This window comes from Nostoc sp. ATCC 53789, from assembly GCF_009873495.1.
GTDB lineage: Bacteria > Cyanobacteriota > Cyanobacteriia > Cyanobacteriales > Nostocaceae > Nostoc > Nostoc muscorum_A.
Window position 1 is genome coordinate 6,097,427 of sequence record NZ_CP046703.1, and the last position, 26,699, is coordinate 6,124,125.

The 26,699-nt window shown below is 40.8% G+C and carries 21 protein-coding genes and 1 pseudogene; 10 read left to right on the forward strand and 12 right to left on the reverse strand.

The window, feature by feature from the left end; all coding sequences use genetic code 11:
- Positions 1-3: 3 nt before the first annotated feature.
- Positions 4-1,020, forward strand: coding sequence for a ribose-phosphate pyrophosphokinase (locus GJB62_RS25275; RefSeq protein WP_114083842.1), 1,017 nt, complete (start codon positions 4-6; stop codon positions 1,018-1,020).
- Positions 1,021-1,191: 171 nt separating this feature from the next.
- Here the strand turns inward: GJB62_RS25275 and GJB62_RS25280 are convergent, their stop codons facing one another.
- Positions 1,192-4,827 (reverse strand): response regulator, encoded by a 3,636-nt coding sequence (locus GJB62_RS25280; protein WP_114083841.1) that lies wholly within the window; start codon positions 4,825-4,827, stop codon positions 1,192-1,194.
- 361 nt (positions 4,828-5,188) lie between these two features.
- On the opposite strand from GJB62_RS25280, the gene GJB62_RS25285 reads away from it, so the two are divergent.
- Positions 5,189-5,401: a hypothetical protein gene (locus GJB62_RS25285; protein WP_114083879.1), complete on the forward strand. Its 213-nt coding sequence runs from the start codon at positions 5,189-5,191 to the stop codon at positions 5,399-5,401.
- 414 nt (positions 5,402-5,815) lie between these two features.
- On the opposite strand, the gene GJB62_RS25290 is transcribed toward GJB62_RS25285, so the two are convergent.
- From GJB62_RS25290 to rsmI, 3 genes are all read right to left on the reverse strand, one after another.
- Positions 5,816-6,709 carry a hypothetical protein gene (locus GJB62_RS25290; RefSeq protein WP_114083840.1) on the reverse strand — a complete coding sequence of 298 codons (894 nt, stop codon included), beginning with the start codon at positions 6,707-6,709 and terminating at the stop codon, positions 5,816-5,818.
- Between the two features lie 57 nt (positions 6,710-6,766).
- Positions 6,767-7,045: a GlsB/YeaQ/YmgE family stress response membrane protein gene (locus tag GJB62_RS25295; RefSeq protein WP_114083839.1), complete on the reverse strand. Its 279-nt coding sequence runs from the start codon at positions 7,043-7,045 to the stop codon at positions 6,767-6,769.
- A gap of 241 nt (positions 7,046-7,286) precedes the next feature.
- Positions 7,287-8,147, reverse strand: coding sequence for a 16S rRNA (cytidine(1402)-2'-O)-methyltransferase (gene rsmI, locus GJB62_RS25300; RefSeq protein WP_114083838.1), 861 nt, complete (start codon positions 8,145-8,147; stop codon positions 7,287-7,289).
- A gap of 125 nt (positions 8,148-8,272) precedes the next feature.
- Here rsmI and GJB62_RS25305 point away from each other — a divergent pair, with 125 nt between their 5' ends.
- The 3 genes from GJB62_RS25305 (at position 8,273) to GJB62_RS25320 (ending at position 10,966) form a co-directional block, all read left to right on the forward strand.
- On the forward strand, positions 8,273-9,169 hold the full coding sequence (locus tag GJB62_RS25305) for a sugar kinase (protein WP_114083837.1): 897 nt from the start codon (positions 8,273-8,275) through the stop codon (positions 9,167-9,169).
- 243 nt (positions 9,170-9,412) lie between these two features.
- Positions 9,413-10,273: a 3'(2'),5'-bisphosphate nucleotidase CysQ gene (locus GJB62_RS25315; protein WP_114083836.1), complete on the forward strand. Its 861-nt coding sequence runs from the start codon at positions 9,413-9,415 to the stop codon at positions 10,271-10,273.
- A gap of 378 nt (positions 10,274-10,651) precedes the next feature.
- On the forward strand, positions 10,652-10,966 hold the full coding sequence (locus GJB62_RS25320) for an RNA-binding protein (protein ID WP_012408942.1): 315 nt from the start codon (positions 10,652-10,654) through the stop codon (positions 10,964-10,966).
- Positions 10,967-11,092: 126 nt separating this feature from the next.
- Here GJB62_RS25320 and GJB62_RS25325 read toward each other — a convergent pair whose 3' ends face one another.
- The 5 genes from GJB62_RS25325 to GJB62_RS25345 all read right to left on the reverse strand — a co-directional run bounded on the left by GJB62_RS25325 (position 11,093) and on the right by GJB62_RS25345 (position 16,056).
- Entirely contained in the window at positions 11,093-12,049 is a 957-nt protein-coding gene (locus tag GJB62_RS25325) for a HEAT repeat domain-containing protein (RefSeq protein WP_114083835.1), read from the reverse strand.
- A gap of 19 nt (positions 12,050-12,068) precedes the next feature.
- On the reverse strand, positions 12,069-12,296 hold the full coding sequence (locus GJB62_RS25330; protein ID WP_012408944.1) for a ferredoxin family protein: 228 nt from the start codon (positions 12,294-12,296) through the stop codon (positions 12,069-12,071).
- Between the two features lie 139 nt (positions 12,297-12,435).
- On the reverse strand, positions 12,436-13,137 hold the full coding sequence (locus GJB62_RS25335; protein WP_245246003.1) for an HAD family hydrolase: 702 nt from the start codon (positions 13,135-13,137) through the stop codon (positions 12,436-12,438).
- 6 nt (positions 13,138-13,143) lie between these two features.
- Positions 13,144-14,853: a fumarate reductase/succinate dehydrogenase flavoprotein subunit gene (locus GJB62_RS25340; RefSeq protein WP_114083834.1), complete on the reverse strand. Its 1,710-nt coding sequence runs from the start codon at positions 14,851-14,853 to the stop codon at positions 13,144-13,146.
- Between the two features lie 132 nt (positions 14,854-14,985).
- Positions 14,986-16,056, reverse strand: a complete 1,071-nt coding sequence (locus GJB62_RS25345) for an Mrp/NBP35 family ATP-binding protein (protein WP_114083833.1) — start codon at positions 16,054-16,056, stop codon at positions 14,986-14,988.
- Between the two features lie 541 nt (positions 16,057-16,597).
- On the opposite strand from GJB62_RS25345, the gene GJB62_RS25350 reads away from it, so the two are divergent.
- The 5 genes and pseudogenes from GJB62_RS25350 to GJB62_RS25370 all read left to right on the forward strand — a co-directional run bounded on the left by GJB62_RS25350 (position 16,598) and on the right by GJB62_RS25370 (position 22,842).
- Positions 16,598-17,596: a formylglycine-generating enzyme family protein gene (locus tag GJB62_RS25350; protein ID WP_114083832.1), complete on the forward strand. Its 999-nt coding sequence runs from the start codon at positions 16,598-16,600 to the stop codon at positions 17,594-17,596.
- A gap of 88 nt (positions 17,597-17,684) precedes the next feature.
- A complete protein-coding gene (locus GJB62_RS25355; protein WP_245246004.1) occupies positions 17,685-18,953 on the forward strand; it encodes an arylsulfatase in 1,269 nt (422 codons plus the stop codon).
- Between the two features lie 98 nt (positions 18,954-19,051).
- A pseudogene (locus GJB62_RS25360) lies at positions 19,052-20,289 on the forward strand (ISAzo13 family transposase).
- Positions 20,290-20,432: 143 nt separating this feature from the next.
- The gene (locus GJB62_RS25365) at positions 20,433-21,581 is read left to right on the forward strand and encodes a sulfatase/phosphatase domain-containing protein (protein ID WP_245246005.1); all 1,149 of its coding nucleotides are present in this window, start codon (positions 20,433-20,435) and stop codon (positions 21,579-21,581) included.
- A gap of 385 nt (positions 21,582-21,966) precedes the next feature.
- Positions 21,967-22,842, forward strand: a complete 876-nt coding sequence (locus GJB62_RS25370; protein ID WP_114085167.1) for a bile acid:sodium symporter — start codon at positions 21,967-21,969, stop codon at positions 22,840-22,842.
- A 144-nt stretch (positions 22,843-22,986) separates the two neighbouring features.
- Here the strand turns inward: GJB62_RS25370 and GJB62_RS25375 are convergent, their stop codons facing one another.
- The 3 genes from GJB62_RS25375 to GJB62_RS25385 form a co-directional block, all read right to left on the reverse strand.
- Positions 22,987-23,526 carry a DOMON-like domain-containing protein gene (locus tag GJB62_RS25375; RefSeq protein WP_114085168.1) on the reverse strand — a complete coding sequence of 180 codons (540 nt, stop codon included), beginning with the start codon at positions 23,524-23,526 and terminating at the stop codon, positions 22,987-22,989.
- Positions 23,523-24,641, reverse strand: a complete 1,119-nt coding sequence (locus GJB62_RS25380; protein ID WP_114085169.1) for an aminoglycoside phosphotransferase family protein — start codon at positions 24,639-24,641, stop codon at positions 23,523-23,525. Before GJB62_RS25380 ends, GJB62_RS25375 begins: the two co-directional genes overlap by 4 nt.
- A 409-nt stretch (positions 24,642-25,050) precedes the next feature.
- Positions 25,051-26,361, reverse strand: a complete 1,311-nt coding sequence (locus GJB62_RS25385; protein ID WP_114085171.1) for a Tudor-knot domain-containing protein — start codon at positions 26,359-26,361, stop codon at positions 25,051-25,053.
- Between the last annotated feature and the right edge of the window lie 338 nt (positions 26,362-26,699).

The following is a 26,699-nucleotide window of genomic DNA, read 5'->3' on the forward strand; positions in this document are numbered from 1 at the left end:
GCTATGAATTCAAATAGAGGATCTGCTGTTCTTAGTTCTGCAACTTTCAAAGTGCAAGCATCTACAACAGGAATGACTGATAATCATCGCTTGCGGCTGTTTTCGGGCTCTGCCAATTTACAGCTGTCTCAAGAAGTCGCTCGTTATGTCGGGATGGACTTGGGCCCAATGATTCGCAAAAGATTTGCGGATGGAGAACTTTACGTTCAAATCCAAGAATCCATTCGGGGTTGTGATGTCTATTTAATTCAGCCATGCTGTCAACCCGTGAACGATCATTTGATGGAATTATTGATTATGGTTGATGCCTGTCGTCGAGCTTCGGCGCGACAGGTGACGGCAGTAATTCCCTACTATGGCTATGCTCGTGCCGATCGCAAAACGGCAGGACGAGAGTCTATCACTGCCAAGCTGGTTGCTAACTTGATCACCGAAGCAGGTGCCAACCGCGTTCTAGCAATGGATTTACACTCGGCGCAAATTCAAGGCTATTTTGATATTCCTTTTGACCATGTTTACGGTTCTCCAGTATTGCTGGATTATCTAGCAAGCAAGCAATTGCCCGACCTTGTGGTTGTTTCCCCCGATGTTGGCGGTGTAGCACGAGCCAGAGCATTTGCCAAAAAACTAAATGATGCTCCCCTGGCGATTATTGACAAGCGTCGTCAGGCACATAATGTTGCAGAAGTGTTAAATATCATCGGCGATGTTAAAGGCAAAACGGCAGTGTTGGTGGATGACATGATCGACACTGGCGGCACGATCGCAGAAGGGGCGCGATTATTGCGTGAAGAAGGAGCGCGTCAGGTATACGCCTGTGCAACTCATGCGGTATTTTCCCCACCAGCGATGGAGCGATTATCCAGTGGTTTGTTTGAGGAAGTCATTGTCACCAATACGATCCCCATACCAGAAAACAATCGTTTTCCTCAACTAGTGGTGTTGTCAGTAGCTAATCTCTTAGGAGAAACTATCTGGCGGATTCATGAAGATACTTCAGTTAGTAGTATGTTCCGCTAATAGCATTCCCATTACAGGGATAAATTACCCACATTGACTCCTTGATCGGGTGCAGTGTGGGCTTTTAGTAGTTTAAAAATTTCTGTACTGAGATTACTACACAAATAGTTTGAGCTTCCAAGCTGGTTTACAGAAAACTTTTTCTCCCCTTGTTCACTGCTCCCTGCCTCCTTACCGATACAGCCAAACTCGGAGTAGTGAAAGTAGTTGCTCAGTATCTACGGGTTTGGTGATGTAGTCAGAAGCTCCAGCTTCGATGCACTTTTCGCGATCGCCTGGCATAGCTTTAGCAGTTAAAGCAATTATTGGTAGTGAGCGAAACTGTTGTTGCTGGCGGATGGCGCGGGTAGTTTCGTAACCATCCATTTCCGGCATCATAATATCCATCAACACTATATTGATGTCAGGGTTAGTTTGCAGTCTTTCTATGCCATCTCTGCCATTTTCGGCAAACAGCACTTGCATTTGATAGCTTTCTAAGAAGCTGGTGAGAGCAAAAATATTCCGCAAGTCATCATCTACAATCAAAATTTTCCGATTAGCTAGCACCGGGTCATTTTGATGTAGTTGCTCTAGCATTTGACGCTTTGGTTGCGGCAAATTTGCTTGCACTCGATGCAAGAACAGGGCAGTTTCGTCTAATAACCGCTCTGGCGATCGCACATTTTTAATGATAATTGTCTCTGCTAACCCCCGCAGCTGGGTTTCTTCTTGGCGGTTGAGTTCTTTGCCGGTATAAACGATAATTGGCAGTTTCAACAGCCTGGGTTCTTGCTTGATTTGCTCAATTAGTGCAAACCCACTCATATCGGGCAGACCAAGATCCAGTACCATACAGTCAAAATGCTGCGATCGCAAAATCAACAGCGCTTCTGCTCCCGTACCCACTGCTGTACTCTGGACATCACCATTACCAATCAATTCGATAATACTTTGGGCTTGTACGGGATCGTCTTCTACGATCAGGAGATTTCTTACCTGACGCTCAATAAAACCTTTAATATCAGTCAATACCTGAGTTAGCGCTTCTGGAGAAACAGGTTTTTGTAGGTAAGTAATTGCTCCTAGCTGTAATCCCCGTTGCTGTCTTTCATCTACGGAAAGTATATGTACTGGTATATGCCTGGTATCTGGCTTATGCTTCAGACGATCCAGCACCGTCCAACCATCCATTTCTGGCATATAAATATCTAGCATAATTGCATCGGGCTTAAACTGTTGCGCGAGTGCTAGACCTTGTTTGCTCTGTAAGGCAACTATAACCTTAAAGCCCTGCTCACGAGCCATATCTAGTAAGATGCGGGCGAATTTATCATCATCCTCGATAATTAGCAAAATGCGATCGCCAGGTTGAATTATTTCCCGGTCATCTGGAATTTCGTGGGGAGAGGTGGTAAGTACTTTTGTGCTTGGAGAAGTGTCCACAGTTGTGGGTCTGTTTTCTACCAGAGGCACTTCTTTGATAGTCGATGCTTGGCGGATTGTGATTGGCTGAGGCGGTGTAAAAGTACTTTGACTATTCTTTTCTTGTCGTCTGGGTAGGTAGAGAGTGAAGGTGCTTCCCTGCCCTGGTTTGCTGACTATTTCAATTCTTCCTCCCAACAGTTGAGCCAATTCGCGGCTGATGGACAAACCCAAGCCAGTGCCGCCATACTTGCGGCTGGTTGTGCCATCTGCCTGCTGAAACGCCTCGAAAATAATCTTCTGCTTCTCGGCTGGAATGCCTATACCCGTATCGCTAACTGCAAAAGCAATCATCGGATTATCAATTTCGGCTGCGTCAGAATACATACTAATTTCTAACTTCACGCCTCCCCGTTCAGTAAACTTAAAGGCGTTAGCTAGAAGATTTTTTAGCACTTGTTGCAGACGTTTAGAATCGTTATAAATGGTCGGGGGTAACTTACTATCCAGTTCAATAGTAAAACTGAGTTCTTTATTGTGAGCTACTTGCCGGAAAGTCTGTTCTAGAGATGTCGCCAAATCTGCAAAAGCAATTTGCTCAATATCGAGCGACATCGTACCCGACTCAATTTTTGCTAAATCTAGAATGTCATTGATCAATTCCAGCAAATCAGTGCCAGCCGAGTAAATAGTCCGGCTGTACTCTACCTGTTTATCGGTCAAGTTGTTAAGAGAATTATCTGCTAACAGTCTGGCTAAAATTAACAAGCTATTTAAGGGTGTCCGTAATTCGTGGGACATATTCGCCAGAAATTCCGATTTATATTTGGAAGACAAAGCCAGTTGTTCAGCTTTTTCTTCCAAAGACTTCCTCGCCCGCTCAACTTCCTGGTTCTTGCGAGCGACTTCCCTATTTTTAACTTCTAACAGTTCTGCCTTTTCTTCTAACTCCTCATTTAATTGTTGTAATTCTTCGTTAGACTGCTTGACAAGAAATTGTGATTCCTCCAACTCGTGCGCCTGTTCTTCTAAACGTTGATTGCTCTGTTGTAGTTCTTCTTGCTGGGTTTGCAGTTCTTCTGTCAAAGCAACAGACTCTTCAAGTAGTTGCTGGGTTTGCAATTGTGAGGCGATATTATTTAAAAATACACCCAGATTTTCACTCAATTGCTCTAAAAATGTCAGATGTAGATGGCTGAAAGACCCAAAAGAGGCAAGTTCAATCACGGCACTCACCTGCGTCTCAAAGACTATAGGCAAAACAATAATATTTAGCGGTGGTGATTCTCCCAAGCCGGAACTGATGCGGATATAGTCACTAGGAACTTCTGTGAGGAGGATTCTTTGTTTTTCTAGGGCGCATTGTCCCACCAATCCTTCGCCCAAGCGAAACTGATTTGCTAAGTTTTTTCGTTCTTTGTAAGCATAACTACTCAACAACTTCAGTACTGGCTGATCGTCTATAGAGGCCATTGCATAAAAAACGCCCTGTGATGCCCCAACCAGTGGCGCTAAATTCGACAATATCAAGCTAGACGCAGCTTCCAGATTTCGCTGCCCTTGGAGCATCTGGGTAAATTCAGCTAAGTTAGACTTTAACCAGTTTTGCTCTTCATTTTTTTGAGTTGTATTTCGCAGATTAACGATCATCTGGTTGAAGGTGCGCGTCAACACGCCAATTTCATCGTAGCGATCGCTATCTGGTAAACTCACCGATAAATCCCCATCCGCCACTTTTTCTGCCAAACCAGAAACTTGCTTTAGAGGTGCTGAGATATGTCTGGTTAAGGCAAATCCGATTAAACCTAAGATTAAAGAAAATAAAGGAATACTATAAATAATACTGGCGATCGTTTGCCGGGCAGCTGCTCTTGCTTTCTCAGAGCGCTGTTTCAGCAGTGCATTCTCCTCAGTTTTCATCGCCTGGATAACTTTCTGAATCTGATCCATCAGCTGCTTACCCTGGTCTGTCAAGATAGCTTTCTGGGAAGCTTCTAAACCCTGGCTTTGCCGTAGCTCAATGACATCTTTCATTACAGCCATTCTCTGAGTTAGCAGTGGCTGCAAAGTATCAAGTCGATTTTGTTGGTTGGGGTTATCTGCTGTTAACTTTTGAAGTTCCTTAACTTTTTGATTCAGTAATTCAATTGCAGCGTTATAAGGTTCTAAATAGCGCTGTTCGCCCGTAATAATGTAACCGCGTTGACCAGTTTCAGCATTTGTCAGTTGCAGATTCAGGTCTTCAAGCTGACTTAGCACCTGGTAGGTATGGGTTTCTTTGCGCGAAGTTTCAATTAGATCGTTCGTGCTTTGGTAGGAGATTAGACCAATGGTGGTCAGAGTTGCCAAACTCAAGGCAAAACTTACTCCAATCTTGGTTCCAATCTTCAAACGGTTAAACATTATTCCAGGCAGGTATTTAAACTATTTCTGTTTTTCAGACTATTTCGATTATGTTCTAACTATCTAAACTAAATGTATGATGTTTGGTTGATCTGGGATATGCCTAGTTTTTGGCACGCTAAATATTATCACTTCCATCCTATATACATTTACAAATGTAAGGTTATTTTAAATAAATCTCTAAATAAATAATTTTTTCTAACATTTTTATATTTTAACAAGTCTGAAATTTGCAAATAGCATAACCTCTTTCAAAAGAAGCAACCACTTTTTTGGCAATTTAATCTTGCGGTGGATATTTAAACAGTTGTTCTTAGATTATAAATTTAACATCAGACTTTACAAAAACGGGGTGATTTTTATGATCACAGTAATTGACATAGTAAAACCCAAATTCTACAAAGGGCAAAAGGTAGAATTTATTGGTGGATTGGGAACCATAAGAGAATGTCATCCTAACTCTGGAAACTGGTCGTATCTTGTAGAAATGGAAATGGAATCAGAACCGAAAATGGGTAGGATTGGTTATGAGACTACTATTTTACTATTTGAAACAGATATTATTTTACTCTAAGGCTAACCTCTTGTTGCCGCTTAGATTTAATTTGACATCATCTTTTTATCAAAAAAACCTTGGAGGAGATTAAATAATTTCACAAGATTTTAATATTCTCTAGTGAAAGTTAAATCATTTTAGGAATAGACAAAAATCTTGAATAGTACAATTAAGCAGATGGGATGCAGAAAATTAACTTCATTTTCTATAAACGCTAAATATAGTAGTTTTGGCGGCTGGATAAAATGCCATTACTATTGTACACCACTATTAAGAACAACCTTAACCTTAGTTATCGTAAGCAATTTTATGCTAGGAAATTAGGGTTTTAAAAGGCAATATCTACTTACGTAAACTATTTCCTCTATATAAAAAAATATACTTTTCCTATAATTTTCACGTTATTGAGTCTAACTAGAAGTTAGTAATACTCTAGCGATCGCTTCTAGCCAGATCAAGTTCAGATTGGCTATGTATACTAAAATCTTGGATATTGTTACTTTCTAAAATCGCTCTTGCACCTGCTATGTAGATATCAGTGCCTTTTATGACTATTAGATAATGTCCGCCTGCGACCTGATGCTGATAATATCTGGCGAGATCGTTAGGAATTCCTAAAGTGGGGTAGATATCTTGAGAACTGCTGATATTCACGTCAAGAATATCACTTATTTTGCTGGTAATTTTAGCAATTATTGATACTTGACTCATCGGAAAACCAGCAGTTCTCAGTTCAGTAAGCGCTCTTTCTAGACTATGGTACTTAGAAAAAATACCAATAGCGTGCTTATAACGACTATTTGGGGTGGAGTATGGCTCATAAACACCCGAATATTGAAGATCGCGGCGATTAAAAATCCTCTTAGCTAGACGAATTTCTATGTCTATGCCGGTTATCATCACCAAATGATAACCTTTACAGACTAGATCGCTGTAACCCTCTGCTTGCTCTTTAGGAATTCCTAAACTTACCAATACATCCGGTAAACAACTTGCTAAATTGCTAGCGATCGCTATTGCTTGTGCGCCGGCTACCATGACTTGGCCTACACCAGGAACTACCCAGAAAACTAGACCAGCTAATAAGTCATTCAAATCGCCTAAAGCACTACCAGTAAAAGCTCGATCGGTGTCTTCTGAGGATGTATTGCTAGTGCTATCTTTAACTTCAACACCAGCAATATCACTTTGTTCTTCTGCATTTCGTGCAATTACAGAAACTTTGTGCATTGGAAAATTAGAAGCTTTTAGTTCCTGAAGTGCCAATTGTGCGTCGGAACATTTAGCGAAAACTACTATAGTTCTTCGCTCTTTTTCTAATGTCATTTTATCGGTTTATTGCAGTTAGAGTGATTCCCAAGACTATTAGTTAATTGAAGGTAATTATACAGCTCGGCGAGTCAGTAAACCCCACAGGAAAATCAGCAGCATAGCACCCAGAACAGCAAATAAAATGCTTCCCAAAGATAAAGCTCCTACAGATGCGGCTGCTGCTGAACTGCTCCCTAGTAAAACTTGACCCAAATAACCACCGACTACGGCTCCAAGTATTCCTAATATAATTGTGGAAAGAATACCGCCACCTTGGGTTCCTGGATAAAATAACTTAGCTAACGCGCCTGCAATTAAACCCAAAACCAGCCAAGCAATAATGTTAGTCATTGAATCTTTCCTTTGTGAGAATGTGCTTTGTCGTTTCCTTTCGACTATTTCATATTAAAGTTTGCCTCTAAAATTACCGATCTATCTAGAGAACTAAAATCAAAAATCTTTAGATATCATTTGAATATTCACTGATTCTCCGGTAGGGGAAATACCCTACCGAAAGCGTCTCTGCATCTACATAAATCGCCCCTACAGGGTATAATTTTGCGTAAGCCCTAGTAGTATTTTTATTAGTGTTTCAAGACTCAGGAGTAACGACCAAAGAAAGAGCTAGTTGATAAAGTTGGCGACGGGGAAGGGAGGTAAATTTTGCTAACTGACGACTAGCTTGCGATCGCGATATTCCCTGACTAATTAACATTTTCAATTCGGCTTTCAATTCCTCTTCTGTCAGTTGAGGCTGACTGGCTGGAATTCCTGCCACTACTAATGTATATTCACCCTGGGGTTCTCGTTGGCTGTAGTGAGCGATCGCTTCGGCAATCGTCCCCCGCCAAAATTCCTCATACAATTTTGTTAACTCCCGCCCTAGCACAATTTGGCGATCGCTCCCCCAAACAAGAGCTAAGTCTTGTAAAGTATCTCGCAAGCGGTGGGGTGATTCGTAGAAAATCAATGTGCGAGATTCTGTTTGCAGAGATTCTAAATATTCTTGTCTCTGTTGAGTTTTCGCCGGCAGAAAGCCTTCAAAGACAAACCGATCTGTTGGTAATCCAGATGCACTCAAAGCGGTAATTGCTGCACTAGCGCCAGGAATGGGAACTACTGAAATCCCCGCCTCAATGCAGGCTTTTACCAGTTCATATCCAGGATCGGAAATACCTGGCATTCCCGCATCAGTCACAAGTGCGATCGCTTTATTGTTAACTAAATGCTCTAATAATTCCGGGATGCGGCTAGTACGATTGTGTTCGTGGTAACTCACCTGGGGAGTTTTAACTTGAAAATGCTGTAATAATTTCCCTGTGTGACGGGTGTCTTCCGCAGCAATGATATCCACAGTCTGCAAAATTCGCACCGCCCGAAAGGTTATATCTTCCAGGTTGCCAATGGGTGTACCGACAACGTAAAGTGTTCTTGGTTTTGGATCGGTTTGCATGAGAGATTAGGAGTTTTTGTAGAGACGCGATTCATCGCGTCTGTGCAGGAGAGATAGGAGAGACGCGATGAATCGCGTCTGTACAAGAGTTAAAAATAATTATTTATGCAGCTATACGAACATATATGACAAATGGCTCGTCCAAAATTCAAAATCCAAAATCGGATCATGGGTTATTTGTCGGTTTAGTAACTTTAGATTTGATTTACCTTGCTGAATCTGCCCCCAAAAATAATCAGAAGATTGTCGCTACTGACTATACTGTAGCGGCAGGTGGCCCAGCAACAAACGCAGCTGTAACTTTCAGGCATTTAGGTAATCAAGCTACAGTCTTAGGTGTAGTGGGTTCTCACCCAATGACACAGCTAATTCGAGGCGATTTGGCAAATTACAAAGTTGAGATCGCAGACCTTGAGCCTACCACTGATTTAGCACCGCCTGTCTCCTCAATCATTGTCACCCAAGCCACAGGTGAAAGAGCCGTGGTTTCCATCAATGCTGTCAAAACTCAAGCCAGTAGCGCATCTATCCCTTCAGATATTTTACAAAATGTCAACATAGTACTGATTGATGGGCATCAGATGGCTGTAAGTTATTTCATAGCCCAAGCAGCTAAAGCCAAAAATATCCCAGTAGTAATCGATGGTGGCAGTTGGAAGCCTGGATTTGAGCAAATTTTGCCGTTTGTAGATTATGCCATCTGTTCAGCTAATTTTTATCCCCCCAACTGTCAGACTGGAAAAGACGTTTTTGCCTATCTGGCCGGGTTTAAGATTCCTTACATCGCCATTACTCACGGACAAAAACCAATTGAATACTTGAGTTGCACTAAAACTGGTATCGTAGATGTGCCGCAAATACACGCGGTTGATACATTAGGGGCTGGAGATATTTTCCACGGTGCTTTTTGTGATTACATTTTAAGGGAAAGTTTTACTGATGCGTTGGCGCTAGCAGCTAAGATTGCTGCTGATTCCTGTAAATGTTTTGGCACTCGGCGCTGGATGGATTTAAAGTGCTGAATGAAGAAAGGGAAAGGGGGAAAGGGGAAAGGGGAAAGGGAAGCAGTAACTTAAAAGTAGGGGTTTCAAATATGGACACTGATTTTTATCGCACTACGTGTCTTAAAAATATTCTTTTTTATTCGACCTATTTAAAAATAGTGGCTTTATACCTTTTGGGGAAAAGTTCTTTATCCTTTCCTTTCCCCCTTACCCTTTCCCCTTTTCCCCTTTTTGGTAATCAGGTTAATAAAGGCAAATTTAATGAAAGACTTACAACAAATATTAGCGATCGCTCGTGAGATAGGTTGGGGTGCAGCAGATATACTGCGATCGTACTACCACGGCACCGCAAAAGACCCTAACTTAGATGTGCAATATAAACAAAATGAGCCTGTTACCGTTGCCGATGTAGCTGTGAGTCAATATATCTTGCAGAAGCTACAAGCAACTTTAGGTAACGAAGATTTTGCTTACATCAGTGAAGAAACCTATCAGTCGCCAACTACAGGCGCACACCCTTCCGCCCCTTGGGTATGGATAATTGACCCTTTGGATGGCACACGAGACTTTATTGAAAAAACTGGGGACTATGCAGTTCACATTGCTTTAGTCAAGGAAACGCGCCCAGTATTAGCAGTGGTGGCAGTACCAGAGTCAGAAAAGTTATATTACGCTACCAAAGGTGGGGGGACATTTGTAGAAACCCGTGATGGTTCTGTTCCTTTACAAGTGTCGTCAAGTAAACCAATTGAGGATTTAACCTTAGTGGTTAGTCGCTCTCACCGCAACCAACGCTTAGATTACTTGCTACAAAATTTACCCTGTCAAAATCAGAAATCTGTAGGTAGTGTAGGCTGTAAAATCGCCACTATTGTCGAGCAACAAGCAGATATCTATATTTCCCTTTCTGGTAAGTCTGCGCCCAAAGATTGGGATATGGCAGCACCTGAACTGATTTTAACAGAAGCTGGTGGTAAGTTTACCCACTTTGACGGCGCTCCGTTGCAGTATAACACTGGTGATATCAATCAATGGGGAGGTTTGCTGGCGAGTAATGGTGAATATCACGAAGCACTGTGCCAGCAAGCAGAAAAGATTTTAGCGCAGTTCGACCATAGCTAATGGGACATTTGAGGATGAATATTTTTTAATTTGCTTTTAAAACAGCTAGTCATGTTATGATTGCACCCACTGCCGATAATAATCTTTACCTCTAAGTCCACAGCTTAATTTTCAAAACACTAAATACCTGCGCGATCGCAGATTCAAAGTGTAACTTTTATAGTACAAGCAACAAAAGCCAGTCAATGGAGAAGTCTGCAAACCTGCATAAAGGGTTTGATTTGTGAATAAAATTCACTATTAGACGATATTCAAAGGCTGAAGGCTGTGCTAGACTCATGGACATAAAGATTATTTTCGGTTGAGTAACTAGTTTTGATTTCTAAAAACCGTCTCTCCGAATTTAACTCTCTACACTCCCTGAATTCGGAGATTTCTATGTCAATTTACGTCGGGAACCTGTCATATCAGGTTACAGAAGAGGACCTAAAGCAGGCTTTTGCAGAATACGGAACAGTAAGTCGTGTTCAACTACCCACAGATCGGGAAACAGGCCGGCCTCGTGGGTTCGCTTTTGTGGAAATGGAATCAGACACACAAGAACAAGCTGCCATTGATGCACTTGATGGTGCTGAATGGATGGGACGTGACTTGAAAGTGAACAAAGCTAAACCTCGTGAGGATAGAAGCAGTTCTCCTCGTGGTAGCTGGGGTGGTGGTAATGCCCGCCGCAACAATAATAATCGCTACTAAAGTCGATTCCTAAAAGTTTCATATTTAGAGTCTCCAGCAGATAAAGCCAAAAGCTGCCCTCTGCTGGGATATTTTTTGTATCTAACCTTAAACCATTCATTTATTGCAGCTTCATAAAAAATGGTACTAGGGAAGAAAGTTTTTATCTATTTGAGCCTTTTGAATTGCGCGTTGCGCTTGGATGGAAACTTCTCTATCGGGATCATCCAACGCTTGTTGTAAGGGATTAATAGCATCAGGATGAGCTAAATTACCAAGTGCAATTACTGCTTCTTTGCGTACATCTGCATATTCATCTGTTAATGCTTGAATTAATCTCGGCATAACTTGAATATCTGGGATTTTTTGCAAAGCTTGTGCTGCTGATTTTCGCACTTGCCAATGTTCATCATTTAAAGCTATTTCTAATGCTGAAATTGCTTGATGGTTCTCATGAATAGCGAGAGATTTAGCTGCATTCCGGCGAACCTGCCAATCACTATCATTTGTGAGTGCTTGACGAAGTATTGTAATCACTTCTGCATCTTGTAAATGTTCTAAAGTTAAAGCAGCAGCACGACGTACACTTGCTTCTCGATCAAAAATTAGATTTAAAGCTTGGGGACATTTTTCTAGTTGATTGATATATCGCAGTGTGGTAACGGCTGCTTCTCTTAACTCAGGATTTTTTGATTCTAGAAATGGTAAAACGTAGGGTAAACATTGAATATCATGTATTTTCCGTAAAAGCACTAAAATATTTAATTGGAGATTTACATCATTACTTTGCAGTTTATCTAGTAAAAGTAACAATTCATCTTGTGTTATTAACTCACTTAATGCTGATGCCGCTTCAGTGCGAATATCTGTATCCGATGAACTAAGGCATTCAATTAAAGCAGGTATTGCTACAGGATTAGCAATTTCCCAAAGGGCGGATATCGCTATTTTTTGAACAGTAATATGTTCATCTTTCAAAGCAATGAGTAAAGCATCTATTGTTTCTTCATCGCCTAAATGCTGTAAGGTTTTTACAGCTACTATACGATCATTTATATCAGGCGATCGCAGCATTTCTAGCCAATGTTTGAGGTCATCATTCATTAATTTTTACCACAGATAATTAACGTAATAAAAAGGGAATCTGCACAGTAATGGCATTCGTTGGACATTCTTTTTCACAAGGTAGACAAAACCAACATTCATCATATTTCATGTAGGCTTTGCCTGTTTCTGGATTTTTTGCCAATACATCCAAGGGACAAACTTCAATACAGGCTGTGCATTTTTCTAAACATTTCGATTCATCAACGATAACAGGAACATCTATTCTTTGATTAATTAAAGCCATAAAATAACTCCATGATTTTGTACTGAAACTGGTAAACAGTAAAACAATTATTATAGTGTTAATATTTTCTGTTTTCTCGATATCATGTGTTGGGTTCCACTACGTTCCACCCAACCTACAGGAGAGAGCGATCGCACTATTAGTTAAGCAACTCTAGCAATTTTAATAGTTTACTTATCATAAATTTTGGTTGGACTTCTTTTGGTAAATTTTGATTTTTTCTGTTGTAATAGCAAAAATCAATATTGACTTGTGTTGCTCCTGCATAGTCGTGCTTTAGAGAATCTCCAACATAAATAACTTCTGCTGGTGTTAAATTTAACCTAGATAAAGCATGATGGAATATCTCAGGAGATGGTTTAGCAAAACCAATTGCTTCAGAAACTACAACTTCTTCAAAAAAATGCTCAATTCCAGCAGCTTGCATTCTCGGTAGTTGCGCTGATACAAACCCGTTCGTAATGACAGCCAAACGATAATTGTGTGCGAGAACAGTTAGCACTTCATTTACATCAGGTTCCATTACGCCCGAATGATTAAAAATATGCCAAAAACTTTGACTAAGCTTGCTGAGTTGATCTGTTTGTATATCTAATTGAGCAAGTGTACTTCGATAAGACCTCTCGATTATCTCACTAGGAGAAAAGATATCTCGCTGTCTCCAATACTTGGAATTATAAGTTTCAAAGACTTGAAGAAAAATAGTCTCACTGACTCCATTTAAATCTAAAGATACTGCACAATCTTCTAATGCTCCTAGAATAGCTTGGCGTTCACATAGCTCAAAATTCAACAGTGTATTATCGAGATCAAAAATTATTGCTTTATAGAGCATTTTCATGGACATTCATTTAACAGCAACATTGTAGACTTCTTTGACTGCATCTACTTCCACGATGTAAGGCTCTACAGGACGCTTAAACAATACCATTTGCTCTAATTTATCTTTCTTTAAATTGACATGACAAAACCATTCTTCATCATTCTTTTCTGGATAATCTAAGCGGTAATGATAAAGGCCCCAACGAGTCTCTTGACGATATAATGATGCTCTAGCTGCCATTTCTGCACAGTCCCGAATAAAGTGAACTTCTAGACTACGCATCAATTCATGAGGATCACGAGCGCCCATTAAATCTAATGTTTCTTGATATTGCACAAAATGTTTTAAACCAATCTCTATTTTATTGCCTGATTTTGGTGGTTGCAGATAATCATTAACTAAGCGTCTTAATTTATATTCAACCTGGGTATGAGGTACACCATTAGGGCGAGTTAATGGGGCATAAATTCTCGATTTTTCTGCTTCTAAAAAATCTACATCTGGTTCGATAAAATCTAAATCTTGAATATATTGAATGGCATGAGTTCCGGCTATGCGACCGAAAACAAATGCCCCAATCATATAATTATGGGGAACACTGGCCATGTCTCCGGCTGCATATAAACCAGGGACGGTTGTTTGAGCATTTTCATTTACCCACACGCCAGAGGCACTATGACCACTACATAAGCCAATTTCGGAAATGTGCATCTCTACGCCGTGAGTGCGATAATCTTCATTTCTGCCTTGATGAAAACGTTCTCTACTTGGTCGTTCATTCGCCCACAGTATGGATTCAATTTCAGCGATTGTATCTTCATCAAGATGGGTCATTTTCAATTGGACTGGCCCTTTTCCAGAATTTAATTCTTTCCAGATTTCTAACATCATTTGACCACTCCAATAGTCACAGCTAATGAAGCGATTTCCTTCAGCGTTGGCTGTATGTGCGCCAAAAGGCCCGGCAACATAAGCACAGGCTGGGCCGTTGTAATCTTTGATTAAAGGATTAACTTGAAAGCATTCAATATTACTAAGTTCTGCTCCTGCATGATAAGCCATTGAATAGCCATCTCCGGCATTGGTAGGATTTTCGTAAGTGCCGTAGAGATAGCCAGAAGCAGGTAATCCTAATCTGCCGCAAGCACCTGTACATAGGATAACGGCTTTAGCTTGAATGATAATATAATCACCGTTTCTGACATCAAATCCTACTGCACCAATAGCACGTCCTGCTTTGACTAAGACGCGGGTTGCCATGACGCGATTTGTGACTTTGACTTTGTGGCGTTTGACTTGTCGGGTAAGAATTGTTTTGAGGTCTTTTCCTTCTGGCATGGGTAAGACATATTTACCCACACGATGCACTTGTTTTAAGTCATAGTTGCCTTGGGCATCTTTTTGAAATTTTACACCCCAACTTTCTAATTCTTGGATCACTTCGTAACCTAATTTGCCTGTTTGATAAATGGCTTTTTGGTTGACAATGCCATCGTTAGCAAGGGTGATTTCGCGCACGTATTGTTCTGGTGTAGAATGACCCGGAATAACTGCGGTATTCACGCCATCCATACCCATTGCGATCGCACCACTCCGTCGGATGTTAGCCTTTTCTAAAATCAGCACCTCTGCATCGGGATTCGCTTGTTTGGCTTTGATACCTGCCATTGTTCCGGCTGTACCGCCACCAATGACAAGTACATCAGTTTTTATCCGTTGGGTATTGATGTCCATAAGCTTTTAGAAGTGGGGAGGAACTTTAAGGATTTATTACCGTTCCAAACGATGTCTTTGACCTTCAGAACTATAAGCACATTCAATACTACGCTAAAAAGAGCAATTTACCGTACTTTGCTGATAAAATATTTACATAGAACCAGAAAAAGTAGCATTTAACGCCCCAGCAATTTGCACAAATACTTGACTAGCTTTGGAGTTAGGGTCAACGAGTGTTAGGGGTTCTCCGATATCGCCACCGTTACAGATGAGGGGATCAATGGGAATCTGCCCTAAAAGAGGTGCTTTGAGTTCTTCTACTAACTTTTGACCGCCACCACTACCGAAAATCGGAATTTTTTCGCCACCATTCCCCATGAAATAGCTCATATTTTCAATAATCCCGATAACAGGAACCCCAACTTGGCGAAACATATAAACGCTGCGGCGGACATCCGAAATTGCCACATTTTGGGGAGTTGTTACCAATATTACCCCGCAAATCGGGCTTTCTTGCACGATAGTAATTTGAGCATCACCAGTACCAGGAGGAAGGTCAATTAATAAATAATCCAGTTCTCCCCACTCGACTTCATGGATAAACTGGGTGATGATTTTATGTAAAACTGGGCCGCGCCAAGCTAAAGGATGGTCTGCTTCAGCCAACAGTCCCACAGACATAACTTTAATACCGTGGGCTTCTAATGGTACAAACCTTTGACCTTTGGGAGTATCAATAACTTTCACTTCAGATTTACCCAGTCCCAGCATTTGGGGAACATTGGGGCCGTAAACATCAGCATCCAACAGACCGACTTTTGCCCCAGCCAATTGTAAAGCTGCTGCTAAATTAACCGCAGTGGTAGATTTCCCCACACCCCCCTTACCACTGGAAACTGCTAGAGTTGTTCTTACTCTTGGAATGGTGCAGAGTTGAATGTAAGTTTTTTTGCTCCAAGTTAGGGATGATAATACAGTTTGAATCTCGGTTTCTAATTGATGTTGATGGGAACCAATATACAAACGCAAATATATATAATCATCAACCATCCGCAGATTTCGCACCATCCCCAGACTAATAATGTCATTTTTTAGGGTGCGATCGCTAATCTGCTTGAGAAGCTTCACAACTTCTTGTTTCCGGGCGATGGTGAGGGAGTCGCCAGAAGAAGCTTGTACTTCTTCATCTGAACGCTGGAAAGGTAATTGATGGTTTGACATGAAGAACTCCGCAAAGATAATCTATCAAATCTGGCGTGCAAATTAAATATTCGGCAGCTTGGGTGCTAGTTTTGTGATGCACATAAATTTTGGACAAGTCTGATTGAGAACACTCTCTCTTACAACATTGAGCGCCCCGACAATGAACGCGCTACGAAGAGAACTAAGCTATGGACAAGTATTAAATTATGGGAAATTTTGACTCTAAATTTTGAGAAGAAATCTTTGCTGAAATACTTGTTTTTTAGTAAAGACTATGGAATACTCCTGATATAGTACAGTAAATCAATCGACAATTAGTATTTTAAGCGCTGGTAAGCTTGCCAGTCAAACAATTGGCGTTGCTGAATTCAGGTATGAAAATTATTTTGCGTAATTTCAAAACCTTATATAGAGACGTTCTATTGCAACGTTTCTCCACCAAGATTTATATATCTAATCAGCAACGCTAAATAATTTAACTAGTAGGAGTGAGTTTATAATTTTACTTTGCAACAGAGATTTTTACGTATTCTGGGTTTAACAGTTTCATCGGCGTAAAATGCGAAAAAAACATTGCTTTTTAACGCTACTGCTGATTCAGCCAGTTGCACTCATATCACTATTGAGCAATTTATCCGCATTAGCAGTTACCGTTAATCTCTGTCCTCCAGAGATGGTACTCATTTCTGGAGGTATTTTCAATATGGGAGCGGATGATTCGGGTTTTGTGGAAGAGCGAACAGCGAAAAATGTTACAGTTACCTCCTTCTGCATTGATAAATACGAGGTGACAAACGCCCAATTTGCTGAGTTTGTCAAAGCAACAAAGTATGTAACAGTTGCACAACGCCCTTTGTCAAAAGAACAGTTTCCCGACTTACCAGATGAGCAGAGATTACCAGGTTCTCTGGTGTTTCATCAGCCACAACAAGGTGTTAAGCAAGTCCAATTTCTCAGTTGGTGGCATTGGACACCTGGTGCTAACTGGCAGCATCCCTTTGGCAGTGATAGCACTGTTGTAGGTAAAGAAAAATACCCAGTTGTGCATATTGCCTACGAGGATGCCCAAGCTTATGCAATATGGGCAGGAAAATCCTTACCAACAGAAGCACAGTGGGAATATGCGGCTCGTGGTGGCTTAGATGGCGCAACTTATACCTGGGGTAATCAATATTCGGAGAAAAAAGCCAACACCTGGCAGGGGATTTTCCCTTTTTTCAATACCAAAGCTGATGGTTATATAGGAACGGCAAAAGTAGGCTCTTTTTCGGCCAATGGTTATGGACTTTACGATATGACCGGTAATGTTTGGGAATGGACTTCCGACTGGTTCAGTTTAGGACATAGCAACAAAGCTCACAGTGTCAACCCCACAGGAGCAAGTAAAAGTTTTGACCCTAAAAAACCCACAGAGATTGCTCTTCATGTAATCAAAGGCGGCTCTTATTTATGTGCGCCGAACTATTGCAGCCGCTACCGTCCAGCCGCACGAGAGTCTCAAGCCCCCGATACAGGAACTAGCCATATCGGGTTTCGCTTGGTGAAGAACCTGGTTTAAAGCATATTTTCATTAGATTGCACTCTTAAGTCCTTTGGAGTAACTCTGCGTCTCTGCGTGAGAAAAAAATAGCTATGAAAGGTATTGTATGTTGAGTTTAATTTTTCGGGCAATCGCTCTATCTCTGGTCATCACCTTGTTGATGGTTAGTAACCCTGCCCTAGCAGCTACATCAAAGGTTCTCCCTATTCGTCCACCGTCTTTTCAAGGTGAAATTGGCACAACTTACAAAGAGTCAACACCCGATTTTCCCGCCCCAATCACTGCTCCTAAAAATGCTCCTAATGTCTTATTAGTACTACTGGATGATGTGGGCTTTGGGCAGGCAAGTACTTTTGGTGGTTCTATAGAAACCCCCAATCTGACTCGTTTAGCAGAAAAAGGATTACGCTACAACCAATTCCACACTACAGCCCTTTGCTCACCTACCAGGGCAGCTTTGTTAACTGGGCGCAATCATCATTCTGTGGGTACAGGTGTAGTGGCAGAGTTAGCAACCGGTTATCCAGGTTACACGACTATTTTACCCAAGAGTGCGGCTACTGTGGCGGAAGTGCTGCGTCAAAACGGTTATAATACTGCGGCTTTTGGCAAATGGCACAATACACCAGATTATGAAACCAGTGCAGTGGGGCCTTTCGATCGCTGGCCGACAGGTTTAGGATTTGAGTATTTTTACGGTTTTATGGGTGGTGATACTAACCAATGGAGTCCGGCTTTGGTAGAAAATACCAAGCGGGTTGCACCACCAATCAATAATCCTAATTACCATTTAACTCCAGATTTAGTAGACCATGCGATCGCCTGGATTCGTTCTCAACAATCCATTGCTCCTGAAAAACCTTTCTTCACCTATCTGGCTACCGGTGCTACCCATGCACCCCACCACGCCCCCAAAGCCTGGATTGACAAGTATCAAGGCAAATTTGACCAAGGCTGGGATAAATTGCGGGAAGAAACCTTTGTCCGTCAGAAACAACTGGGTGTAATTCCTGCCAATGCCCAGCTTACTCCCCGTGCCAAAGAATTCCCCGCTTGGGATTCTCTATCTCAAGATGAACAAAGAATTTATGCCCATGAAATGGAGGTGTTTGCAGGATTTTTAGCACATACAGACTATGAAGTCGGACGGTTGATTGATGCTATAGACAAACTTGGGGAATTAGATAACACCTTAGTAATCTATATCGTCGGTGATAACGGCGCTAGTGCCGAAGGTGGTTTAACTGGTAGCGTCAATGAACTGAAAGTCTTTAACAGAATACCGGAAAGCCAAGAACAACTTTTAGCTTCCTTGAATGACTTAGGTAGTCCCAAAACCTTTAAGGGACTTCCAGAAAATAAAATATACAGATAATAAAAATGATAATCATTGTTAGGGGGGTGGGAGAGGCTGCCGTTGGCAGCCTCTCCCACCCCAAGTTGTAGTAAATTGAATGATGATTCGATTTTGGGATGTTTGAGGTGTCAATACAATTAACAGATTCATTGAAAAAGTTATTGAAGGAAACCGCACATCAATTAAAGGGAGCAGCTAAACGTAGGTTCATTGCACAAACAGTTGTGGCATTAGGACACGGAGGAAAGTCTATAGCAGAGCGAGAGTTAGGATGGAACCGTGTAACTATTGGTAAAGGAATTAAAGAATTAAATAGTGGTATCACTTGTGTGGATAATTATCAAGGTAGAGGAAGAAAAAAAGCAGAAGAACACCTACCAACTCTTTTAGAAGATATCAAAAAACTAGTCGATTCTCAAAGTCAAATAGACCCGACTTTTAAAAGTCAAAGACTCTATACCCGACTGGGCGCATCTGTTGTAAGACATCAATTAATTGAAAAATTTGGTTATGCTGAAGAAGAATTACCAACTTCAGAAACAATTCGTGTCAAGTTAAATGATTTAGGGTATCGCCTCAAGAGGGTTGCCAAAATTCAACCTCAAAAAAAATTCCCGAAACTGATGCAATCTTTGAGCAATTAGCTATAGTTCACCAAGAAGCTTCAGATGACCCAACTATTTTACGTTTAAGCTTGGATGCGAAAGCTCGCGTAAATATCGGCTCCTTTGATCGTGGTGGTAGAAATCGAGTACCAACAGAAACTGATGACCACGACTTCAAACCAAAAACAACTGTAGCTCCTTATGGTATCTTTCTTCCAGACCTTGACGAGCTATTTTTGTATTTTACAGAATCCAAAGTAACTAGCGATTTTATCGTTGACATTTTAGGGGATTTTTGGAAATCAGAAAGCTGGCGATTTTCGGAAATAAAAACTTTACTTATTAATCAAGATAATGGAGGAGAAAATAGTTCTCGACGTACTCAGTTTATGAAACGTATAGTTGAATTTGCTCAATCATACAAATTAAATATACGTTTAGCTTATTACCCTCCCTATCACAGTAAATATAATCCAATTGAAAGAACTTGGGCTGTTTTGGAGAATCATTGGAATGGCAGTATTTTAGACGATGTGGAAACTGCATTAAATTTTGCTAAGACTATGACGTGGAATGGTAAAAGTCCAGTTGTTAAGTTAGTTACTCAGACTTACTCTAGCGGAGTCCGTCTAACTAAAAAAGCTATGCAAGAAATTGAAAATAAGATTGAACGTTTGACTAATTTTACCGAAGATAATTTACCAAATTTAGGTAAGTGGTTTATTGATATCTGTTGTGGAGTAACGTAATTTTCAAAAAGTTAAAAGCGCAAAAATAGTCGATAGCAATTCAGCTCACTGCATTTAAGAACTCTCTTTGTGCAGACATTTATCTTGCCTATTTATTGAGGGAGAAAGGGGTTGCCGTTGGCAACCCCTTTCTCCCCCTTAAAATGATTATCATTTTTATTGACTGTATATTTTATTCTCTGGAAGTCCCTAATCATTATCATGCAGGCTGGGCTTGGGCAGGAACTACACCCTTTCAATGGACAAAACAAATTGCCTCTCACTTTGGTGGTACTCGTAATCCCTTAGTTGTTGCTTGGGGCAACCAAATTAAAGATCGTGGTGGACTCCGCAGCCAATTCCATCATGTCATTGATATTACACCTACAATTCTCGAAGCGACAGGAATTACTGTACCGACTGAAGTTAACGGCGTGAAACAACAGAAAATTGAAGGTACTAGCCTAGTCTACACATTTGATGATCCTGATGCTTCTTCCCAACGCAAAACACAGTATTTCGAGATGTTCGGAAACCGAGCTATTTATAATAACGGATGGATAGCTGCGGCTCGTCACCCGCGCTTGCCTTGGCAGGGGACAATCAATGCTGATTTCGAGCAAGATCCTTGGGAACTATACAACATTGAGGAAGATTTCAGCGAGGCAAATAACCTAGCAGACAAAAATCCAGAGAAACTGGAAAAACTGCAAAAGTTGTTTTTATCAGAAGCGCGTAAACACAAAGTTTTACCATTAGACGATCGCGTTTCTGAACGGTTTGATGTCAAAATTCGTCCCTCTCTAGACGCAGGACGCACTACATTTATTTACTATCCTGGTGCAGTACCAATCCCCGAAGGTAGCGCCCCAAACCTCAAAAACAGATCATTCACCATCAAGGCTGATGTAGAGATTCCAGAAAATGGTGCTGAGGGTGTCTTGTTAACTCAAGGTGGACGCTTTGCTGGTTGGGGCTTTTTTATCGAAGATGGTAAACCAACTTATACCTACAATTTTGCAAATGCAGAGCGATACATTATTCAATCTCCTGAAAAATTACCCCCAGGGAAAGCAACAATAGGATTTGATTTTGATTATGACGGTGGTGTTGGTGCAGGAGGAACTGGAAAATTGTTCATCGACAATCAACAGGTAGCTCAAGGCCGAATTGAAAAAACTATACCTTATCGTGTGGCTTTAGATGAAACCTTTGATGTTGGTCGAGATACGGGTACACCTGTAGTTGACACCTATCAAGTACCGTTTGCTTTTACAGGTAATTTACAGAAAGTTACTCTAAACCTGAAATAAGTTTAGCAGGGTGGTTTCATACAACCAGAGAAAAACTAAAACCGGGTTTCAAAGCCTCTCTCCGTTTCGGGGAGAGGAATGGAAGTGGGGTAAAAAGCCATGCCACAAAACAAGAAATCAAAACTTATGTATTTTTATTTTTTCGTATGAAACCACCCTGAACCTGAAATAAGTTTAGGGGTATAGACGTTCCTAGTAACGTCTATACAAAATGTCTTTACACCTTTGCATCGAATACTTATCAGTTAAGGGGAAAGGGAAAAGGGAAAGAAAAAACCTTTAACCATGACCTGATTCTGAGTTAAAAATGTAAAAACCGAGAAGTTTTGCCTCTACATTTACTCTTACAATATCCATAAAAACGATCGCGCGAAAGCAAAAAATTATGAATGAAATTATCTCCATACTTGACAAAATCGCATTCCTTTCGTTTGTCGTTGCAACTATGTTTGGTACAGGGTTAAAGTTAACTTTACAACAGATTTGGGAACCACTCCGCAATATCCGTTTAGTTATTTTATCACTGGCAGCAAATTTTTTAATTGTACCCCTTTTTATCTATTTGCTGTTGCAAGTAGTACCTGTAACCGAACCTGTAAAAGCTGGTTTTATCATTATGGCGTTAGCATCAGGCCCTCCAGCCTTACCCAAACTGGCTCAAATAGTTAAGGGTAATTTAGCTTTTTCTACAGGTTTAATGATGTTGCTAATGTTTGGCACAGTATTTTATATGCCAATTGCACTACCGTTAGTTTTGCAAGGTGTACAAGTCAATTCTTGGGATATTGCCAAACCTTTAATATTGTTGATGTTAACCCCATTAGGAATTGGGTTATTTATTAAGGCAAAATCTGAAGACATAGCCCTGAATTTTCAAGCAATTACGTTCAAAATATCTAACTTTGGATTACTTTTAGGTTTAGTAGTGAGACTAGTAGTACACTTCAACGAGATTATCATTTTATTAAAAACAGGTGTAATCTTTGTTTGTGCTATTTTTATTATCTTCTCCTTTACTGTGGGTTATTTACTGGGTGGGCCTGGTATTGATACTCAAAGAGTTTTAGGAGTAGGGACGGCTCAACGTAATTTTGCTGCTGCTTTATTAATAGGGACGAGCAATTTTGACGATCCTAATGTAGTGAGTACCATTATGGTGACAAGTTTATTAATGATGGTTTCAGTTCTGATTTTGGGGAAAAAGTTAACAGAAGTAGACCAAGGACAGGGTGCAAAAGTAGAGTCGGTAGAAATTTCGTGAGTAACTCTCCATTGCTCTCACTACCAAGTTGAGTAAGCTGTTAAGCATTTAATTTGCACATTGAGATTGCAGGGGGGCAGGGAGCAAGGGAGAGGGTTTGCAGCTTTTATTACCATGAAAATGATGCAATTTAAATTATAGTATTTACAACTCAATGATAAAACTGTCTCGCAGATGAAAGTCAGCCTCTGTGCCTCGATGAGTTAACGCCCAGTAAGTTACTTCACCATCTCTATCTTTAATAACGGTAGTAATGGCAACTTCAATTGCTTGCTCCACAGAAATGATTTTATTTAAATCAACATTTAAGGTTAGTGCTAAACGATCAGCTTGATTTTGAACATTAAACGAAAGATTTTCAAAAGCTGTTTCCTCTTGCATTCCTTGACGATACCCATCGAGGCGATAGACATTCCAGTGTCCGGCTGGGGAGAGATTGAATTCCCAATACCGTTGAGAATTTTTGATGCCAAGGAAGAACTCTAAGCAGGTGTCTTTCCACAATTCATGCTTGCGTGACGGTGTGTTTGATGGGATGGCAATTGCAATTTCTTTTAAATCGCCTTCAAGCATATAGTGGATGGCAAATTGATTACCATCTCGCCTGATATTGCCTGCAATTTTGAAATTAGGAAGCGATTTAGTAGAAGGGAAGGGTTGTAGGGAAAATGTCTGGTTGTTCATTTCATGTCTTTGATAATGTTACGAATCTGCGTTTCTTGAGATTCAATACTTTCGGTAAGCTTAAACTGCACGATCGCTCTTGCCAAGTTATGTTCTGGGTGCTTAACTTTAAAGTAGACATTCCCGGCTAAATAATCAGCAAAAAATCTCAATCCTAATTCAAAGGCAATGAGACGGATAGCATCATATATGTATGCATAGTCATTCTCGGTAAGAAACGCCTTTGCCACTGAGAGATAGCCTTGTAAGATTCCCTGACAGAGGTCTGTATCGAAATGAACACTTTCCCAATTCTCGGTTTCTTCTCCAGCCTGATTGCAGCCCGATCGCAAACAATCGCCAATATCGTAATGTACCAGACCTGGTTTAACGGTGTCGAGGTCGATGACGCTGACGGCTTGCTGGGTAACAGTGTCGAACATAACGTTATTAATTTTGGGATCGCCGTGCATCAGACGCAGAGGTAGTTTGCCCTCAGCTTTGGCATTTTCTAGGATATGTGCAAAGGCTTGGCGATCGCTAACAAACTGTAAACAATAATTAACTTCCGAAGATTGACTAGCACTATTTTTCGCCAACACTTCTTCGTAACGCTGGAGGTAAAGCGGTGTAATATGAAATCCTTGAAGAGTGTCAGCGAGTTTTTCTGGTGGCAAATCACTGATTAAATTGTGGAACATCCCCAAGGCATAACCGATTTCTTTAGCTTGTGAGCGATCGCGCATAGTATCGAAAGATTGGGAGCCTTCAATAAAGCTAATCGCCCGCCAAAATGAACCGTCTGCATCCTGAGAGTGATCTTGAGCATCCTTAGTTAATAGTACACGCGGTACTTCCCAGCGACGATTGAGGGAGATATGCTGTAACTGTTTATGAACATGCTCAGTGAAGGTACGCATATTCTGCATAATCAGTTTTGGCTGACGAAACACCTGTGTATTGATGCGTTGCAGGACAAAATGTTGTTCTTTTGAGGTGTCTAGAGTCACTAAGAAGGTGTCATTGATATTACCACTTCCAAAGGCTTTAACGGCTGTAACCTTTCCTACTTGGGTGAATTGATCTGCGATCGCAATCAAATTCTCTGCACGTTGTGTATTAAATTCTTTTGTCATCTGTTTAACCTGCTACTCCTCACATACATTGCACGAAGGCAATAGGGGATATGGTAGCGCGTCAAAATAATTCGTAATTCGTAATTCGTAATTCGTAATTTTTAAAGGTAATAATGCTAGCACAGGGTGCGACACCGATAGCGAGTATTCAGTAAGTTACGAGATGCTGCGCGTAGAGAGGGTAATAACCGAATGGCACGCTTGTTAATCGCAAAGCCCTGATATAACTTGCTTTTTGAGTGTGGGGAGTGTGGGAAGTGTGGGGAGAAAGAGGATAAATTTAATAACTGCATATCAACAAATGCTGCATTGCCTCCCCATCCTCCCACACCTCCCATACTCCTTGATTTCTCACAAGTGAGAAATCAAGGATATTGCTCTTGTCGGCCCTGTGCTGCTAATTCAGTAGTTAAGAAATTTCGTCGCTATCAACCCACTCATCATAGGATGAGTCATAACCAATATAGTGAACAAAGTATTGCTGATTTTGGATTTGCTGAATCGTTGCGGAATACCAAGCTTCTTGGTCTTCATCCCAACATTTTACTTTTTGACCAACTGCATATCCATTGTCATCCGCAGCGCGAAGATCGCGAGTCCGAATGTCATCTTCGCCCACCCACTCGTCATAAGATGAACCATAGCCAAGGTAATGAATAAAAAATTGGTCATCTTGAACTTTCTCAATTGTTCCCTGATACCAATCTTCGTCTTCACCATCCCAGACTTCTACTGTTTTGCTGACTTCATACTGAATTTTATCTGACTTGACAGCAGAAGCTGACGAAACATCTTGAATAGGCTTTTGTTGCTCTTGTTTAATTTCCTCTTTTACGAAAGTGTATGCTTCCAAAATCAAGCCGCGAGCGACGCTTTGAGTTCCGGTATGCTCGTAGTAATTGGTAGTTTGATCTAGGAATACTGCGACAAAATCTAAATTATCATCAGCAATCTGAATAAAACTACCTAAATTACTAGAAATTGATTGCGGGGTTACACCTGTCTTAGATACTAAGTTATTCATCCAACCTTGTACGGAGTTAAAACCCTGACTGATAAAACCAACTTTATCAGAGGGATTACTACCTGGTAAAAAGTTATTGATAGCTAAGAAAACCGGATTTTGAGTTATTGCACCAGCATCAGTGCCACTAATAACTCCATGAATTTTGCTGAGGAAATCGGGGCCTAATGGCAGAATTCCGTCTATACAAACTAAAGCTACCATCCGCATTAAGGAGGCATTTTGATAGTTGTTAGTAAGGGAATTAGCAAACTCTTGAGGGTTAGGCTGAGGAATGCCATTTAGTTTGCAAAAGGCGATGATCTCAACAGCGATTTTTAGTGCCAAGTCAATAGATTGAGTTACATCAGCTTTGGGAGTAATGTTGCCTAAAAAAGACAGAAAGCCGATTTTTTCACTAACTTTATTCGCTAAAGCTGCTGCTGCCATAGCTGTGTCTGCCTTATCAATTGTCTGATAAAGCTTGATTGCGAACTGGTAGCCTTTTTGAGGATCTTCGTATAACACGACAGCGCGATCGCGGATTCTCTGAATTACCTTAGCATCGGTTTCCCCAGTGATGCTGCGAATACTATTTTCAAACCCCGTCAAATTGCTCCACTCACCTGGCGCTACATAATCAAGAGCCTTTAAAACTTTGACAGTGATATTGTCAGTTGGTAATTCGTCAACCAACTGAATAATTGATTTATCCATCAGCCGATCCTCAAAACTCAAAGTTATGCTTACAACACAGTTCAACTAAAACCACAACAAGTAATACCAGTTGCTTACCTTACGGGAAGCCTTTCTCTGGTCAATGCTGCGCGAATTACTGAACCGTATTAATAGAGTTCCCCGACTTGACCAAAAAATAACAAGTGGCGATCGCTACCAATATTTTTCGGTTAAGGGGGAAAGGGGAAAGGGAAAAGGTTTGAATTTACCTTTCCCCAGACCACACCAGAGATGGAAAGTACTTATCCGAGAAGTATTGGATTGCCTCTCATCTGCTGACTTTTCAATTAGCTGAGTCTACATTTGAGCCTAACTCC

Excerpts from the sequence above, each read along its gene's own strand:
- GJB62_RS25320 (WP_012408942.1), top strand. The coding sequence starts at position 10,652 with ATGTCAATTTACGTCGGGAACCTGTCATATCAGGTTACAGAAGAGGAC.
- GJB62_RS25305 (WP_114083837.1), top strand. The coding sequence starts at position 8,273 with ATGACAAATGGCTCGTCCAAAATTCAAAATCCAAAATCGGATCATGGG.
- GJB62_RS25330 (WP_012408944.1), bottom strand. The coding sequence starts at position 12,296 with ATGGCTTTAATTAATCAAAGAATAGATGTTCCTGTTATCGTTGATGAA.
- GJB62_RS25340 (WP_114083834.1), bottom strand. The coding sequence starts at position 14,853 with ATGGACATCAATACCCAACGGATAAAAACTGATGTACTTGTCATTGGT.
- GJB62_RS25295 (WP_114083839.1), bottom strand. The coding sequence starts at position 7,045 with ATGACTAACATTATTGCTTGGCTGGTTTTGGGTTTAATTGCAGGCGCG.
- GJB62_RS25355 (WP_245246004.1), top strand. The coding sequence starts at position 17,685 with ATGTTGAGTTTAATTTTTCGGGCAATCGCTCTATCTCTGGTCATCACC.
- rsmI (WP_114083838.1), bottom strand. The coding sequence starts at position 8,147 with ATGCAAACCGATCCAAAACCAAGAACACTTTACGTTGTCGGTACACCC.
- GJB62_RS25285 (WP_114083879.1), top strand. The coding sequence starts at position 5,189 with ATGATCACAGTAATTGACATAGTAAAACCCAAATTCTACAAAGGGCAA.
- GJB62_RS25375 (WP_114085168.1), bottom strand. The coding sequence starts at position 23,526 with ATGAACAACCAGACATTTTCCCTACAACCCTTCCCTTCTACTAAATCG.
- GJB62_RS25365 (WP_245246005.1), top strand. The coding sequence starts at position 20,433 with ATGATTATCATTTTTATTGACTGTATATTTTATTCTCTGGAAGTCCCT.
- GJB62_RS25380 (WP_114085169.1), bottom strand. The coding sequence starts at position 24,641 with ATGACAAAAGAATTTAATACACAACGTGCAGAGAATTTGATTGCGATC.
- GJB62_RS25385 (WP_114085171.1), bottom strand. The coding sequence starts at position 26,361 with ATGGATAAATCAATTATTCAGTTGGTTGACGAATTACCAACTGACAAT.
- GJB62_RS25275 (WP_114083842.1), top strand. The coding sequence starts at position 4 with ATGAATTCAAATAGAGGATCTGCTGTTCTTAGTTCTGCAACTTTCAAA.
- GJB62_RS25345 (WP_114083833.1), bottom strand. The coding sequence starts at position 16,056 with ATGTCAAACCATCAATTACCTTTCCAGCGTTCAGATGAAGAAGTACAA.
- GJB62_RS25315 (WP_114083836.1), top strand. The coding sequence starts at position 9,413 with ATGAAAGACTTACAACAAATATTAGCGATCGCTCGTGAGATAGGTTGG.
- GJB62_RS25350 (WP_114083832.1), top strand. The coding sequence starts at position 16,598 with ATGCGAAAAAAACATTGCTTTTTAACGCTACTGCTGATTCAGCCAGTT.
- GJB62_RS25280 (WP_114083841.1), bottom strand. The coding sequence starts at position 4,827 with ATGTTTAACCGTTTGAAGATTGGAACCAAGATTGGAGTAAGTTTTGCC.
- GJB62_RS25290 (WP_114083840.1), bottom strand. The coding sequence starts at position 6,709 with ATGACATTAGAAAAAGAGCGAAGAACTATAGTAGTTTTCGCTAAATGT.
- GJB62_RS25325 (WP_114083835.1), bottom strand. The coding sequence starts at position 12,049 with ATGAATGATGACCTCAAACATTGGCTAGAAATGCTGCGATCGCCTGAT.
- GJB62_RS25370 (WP_114085167.1), top strand. The coding sequence starts at position 21,967 with ATGAATGAAATTATCTCCATACTTGACAAAATCGCATTCCTTTCGTTT.
- GJB62_RS25335 (WP_245246003.1), bottom strand. The coding sequence starts at position 13,137 with ATGAAAATGCTCTATAAAGCAATAATTTTTGATCTCGATAATACACTG.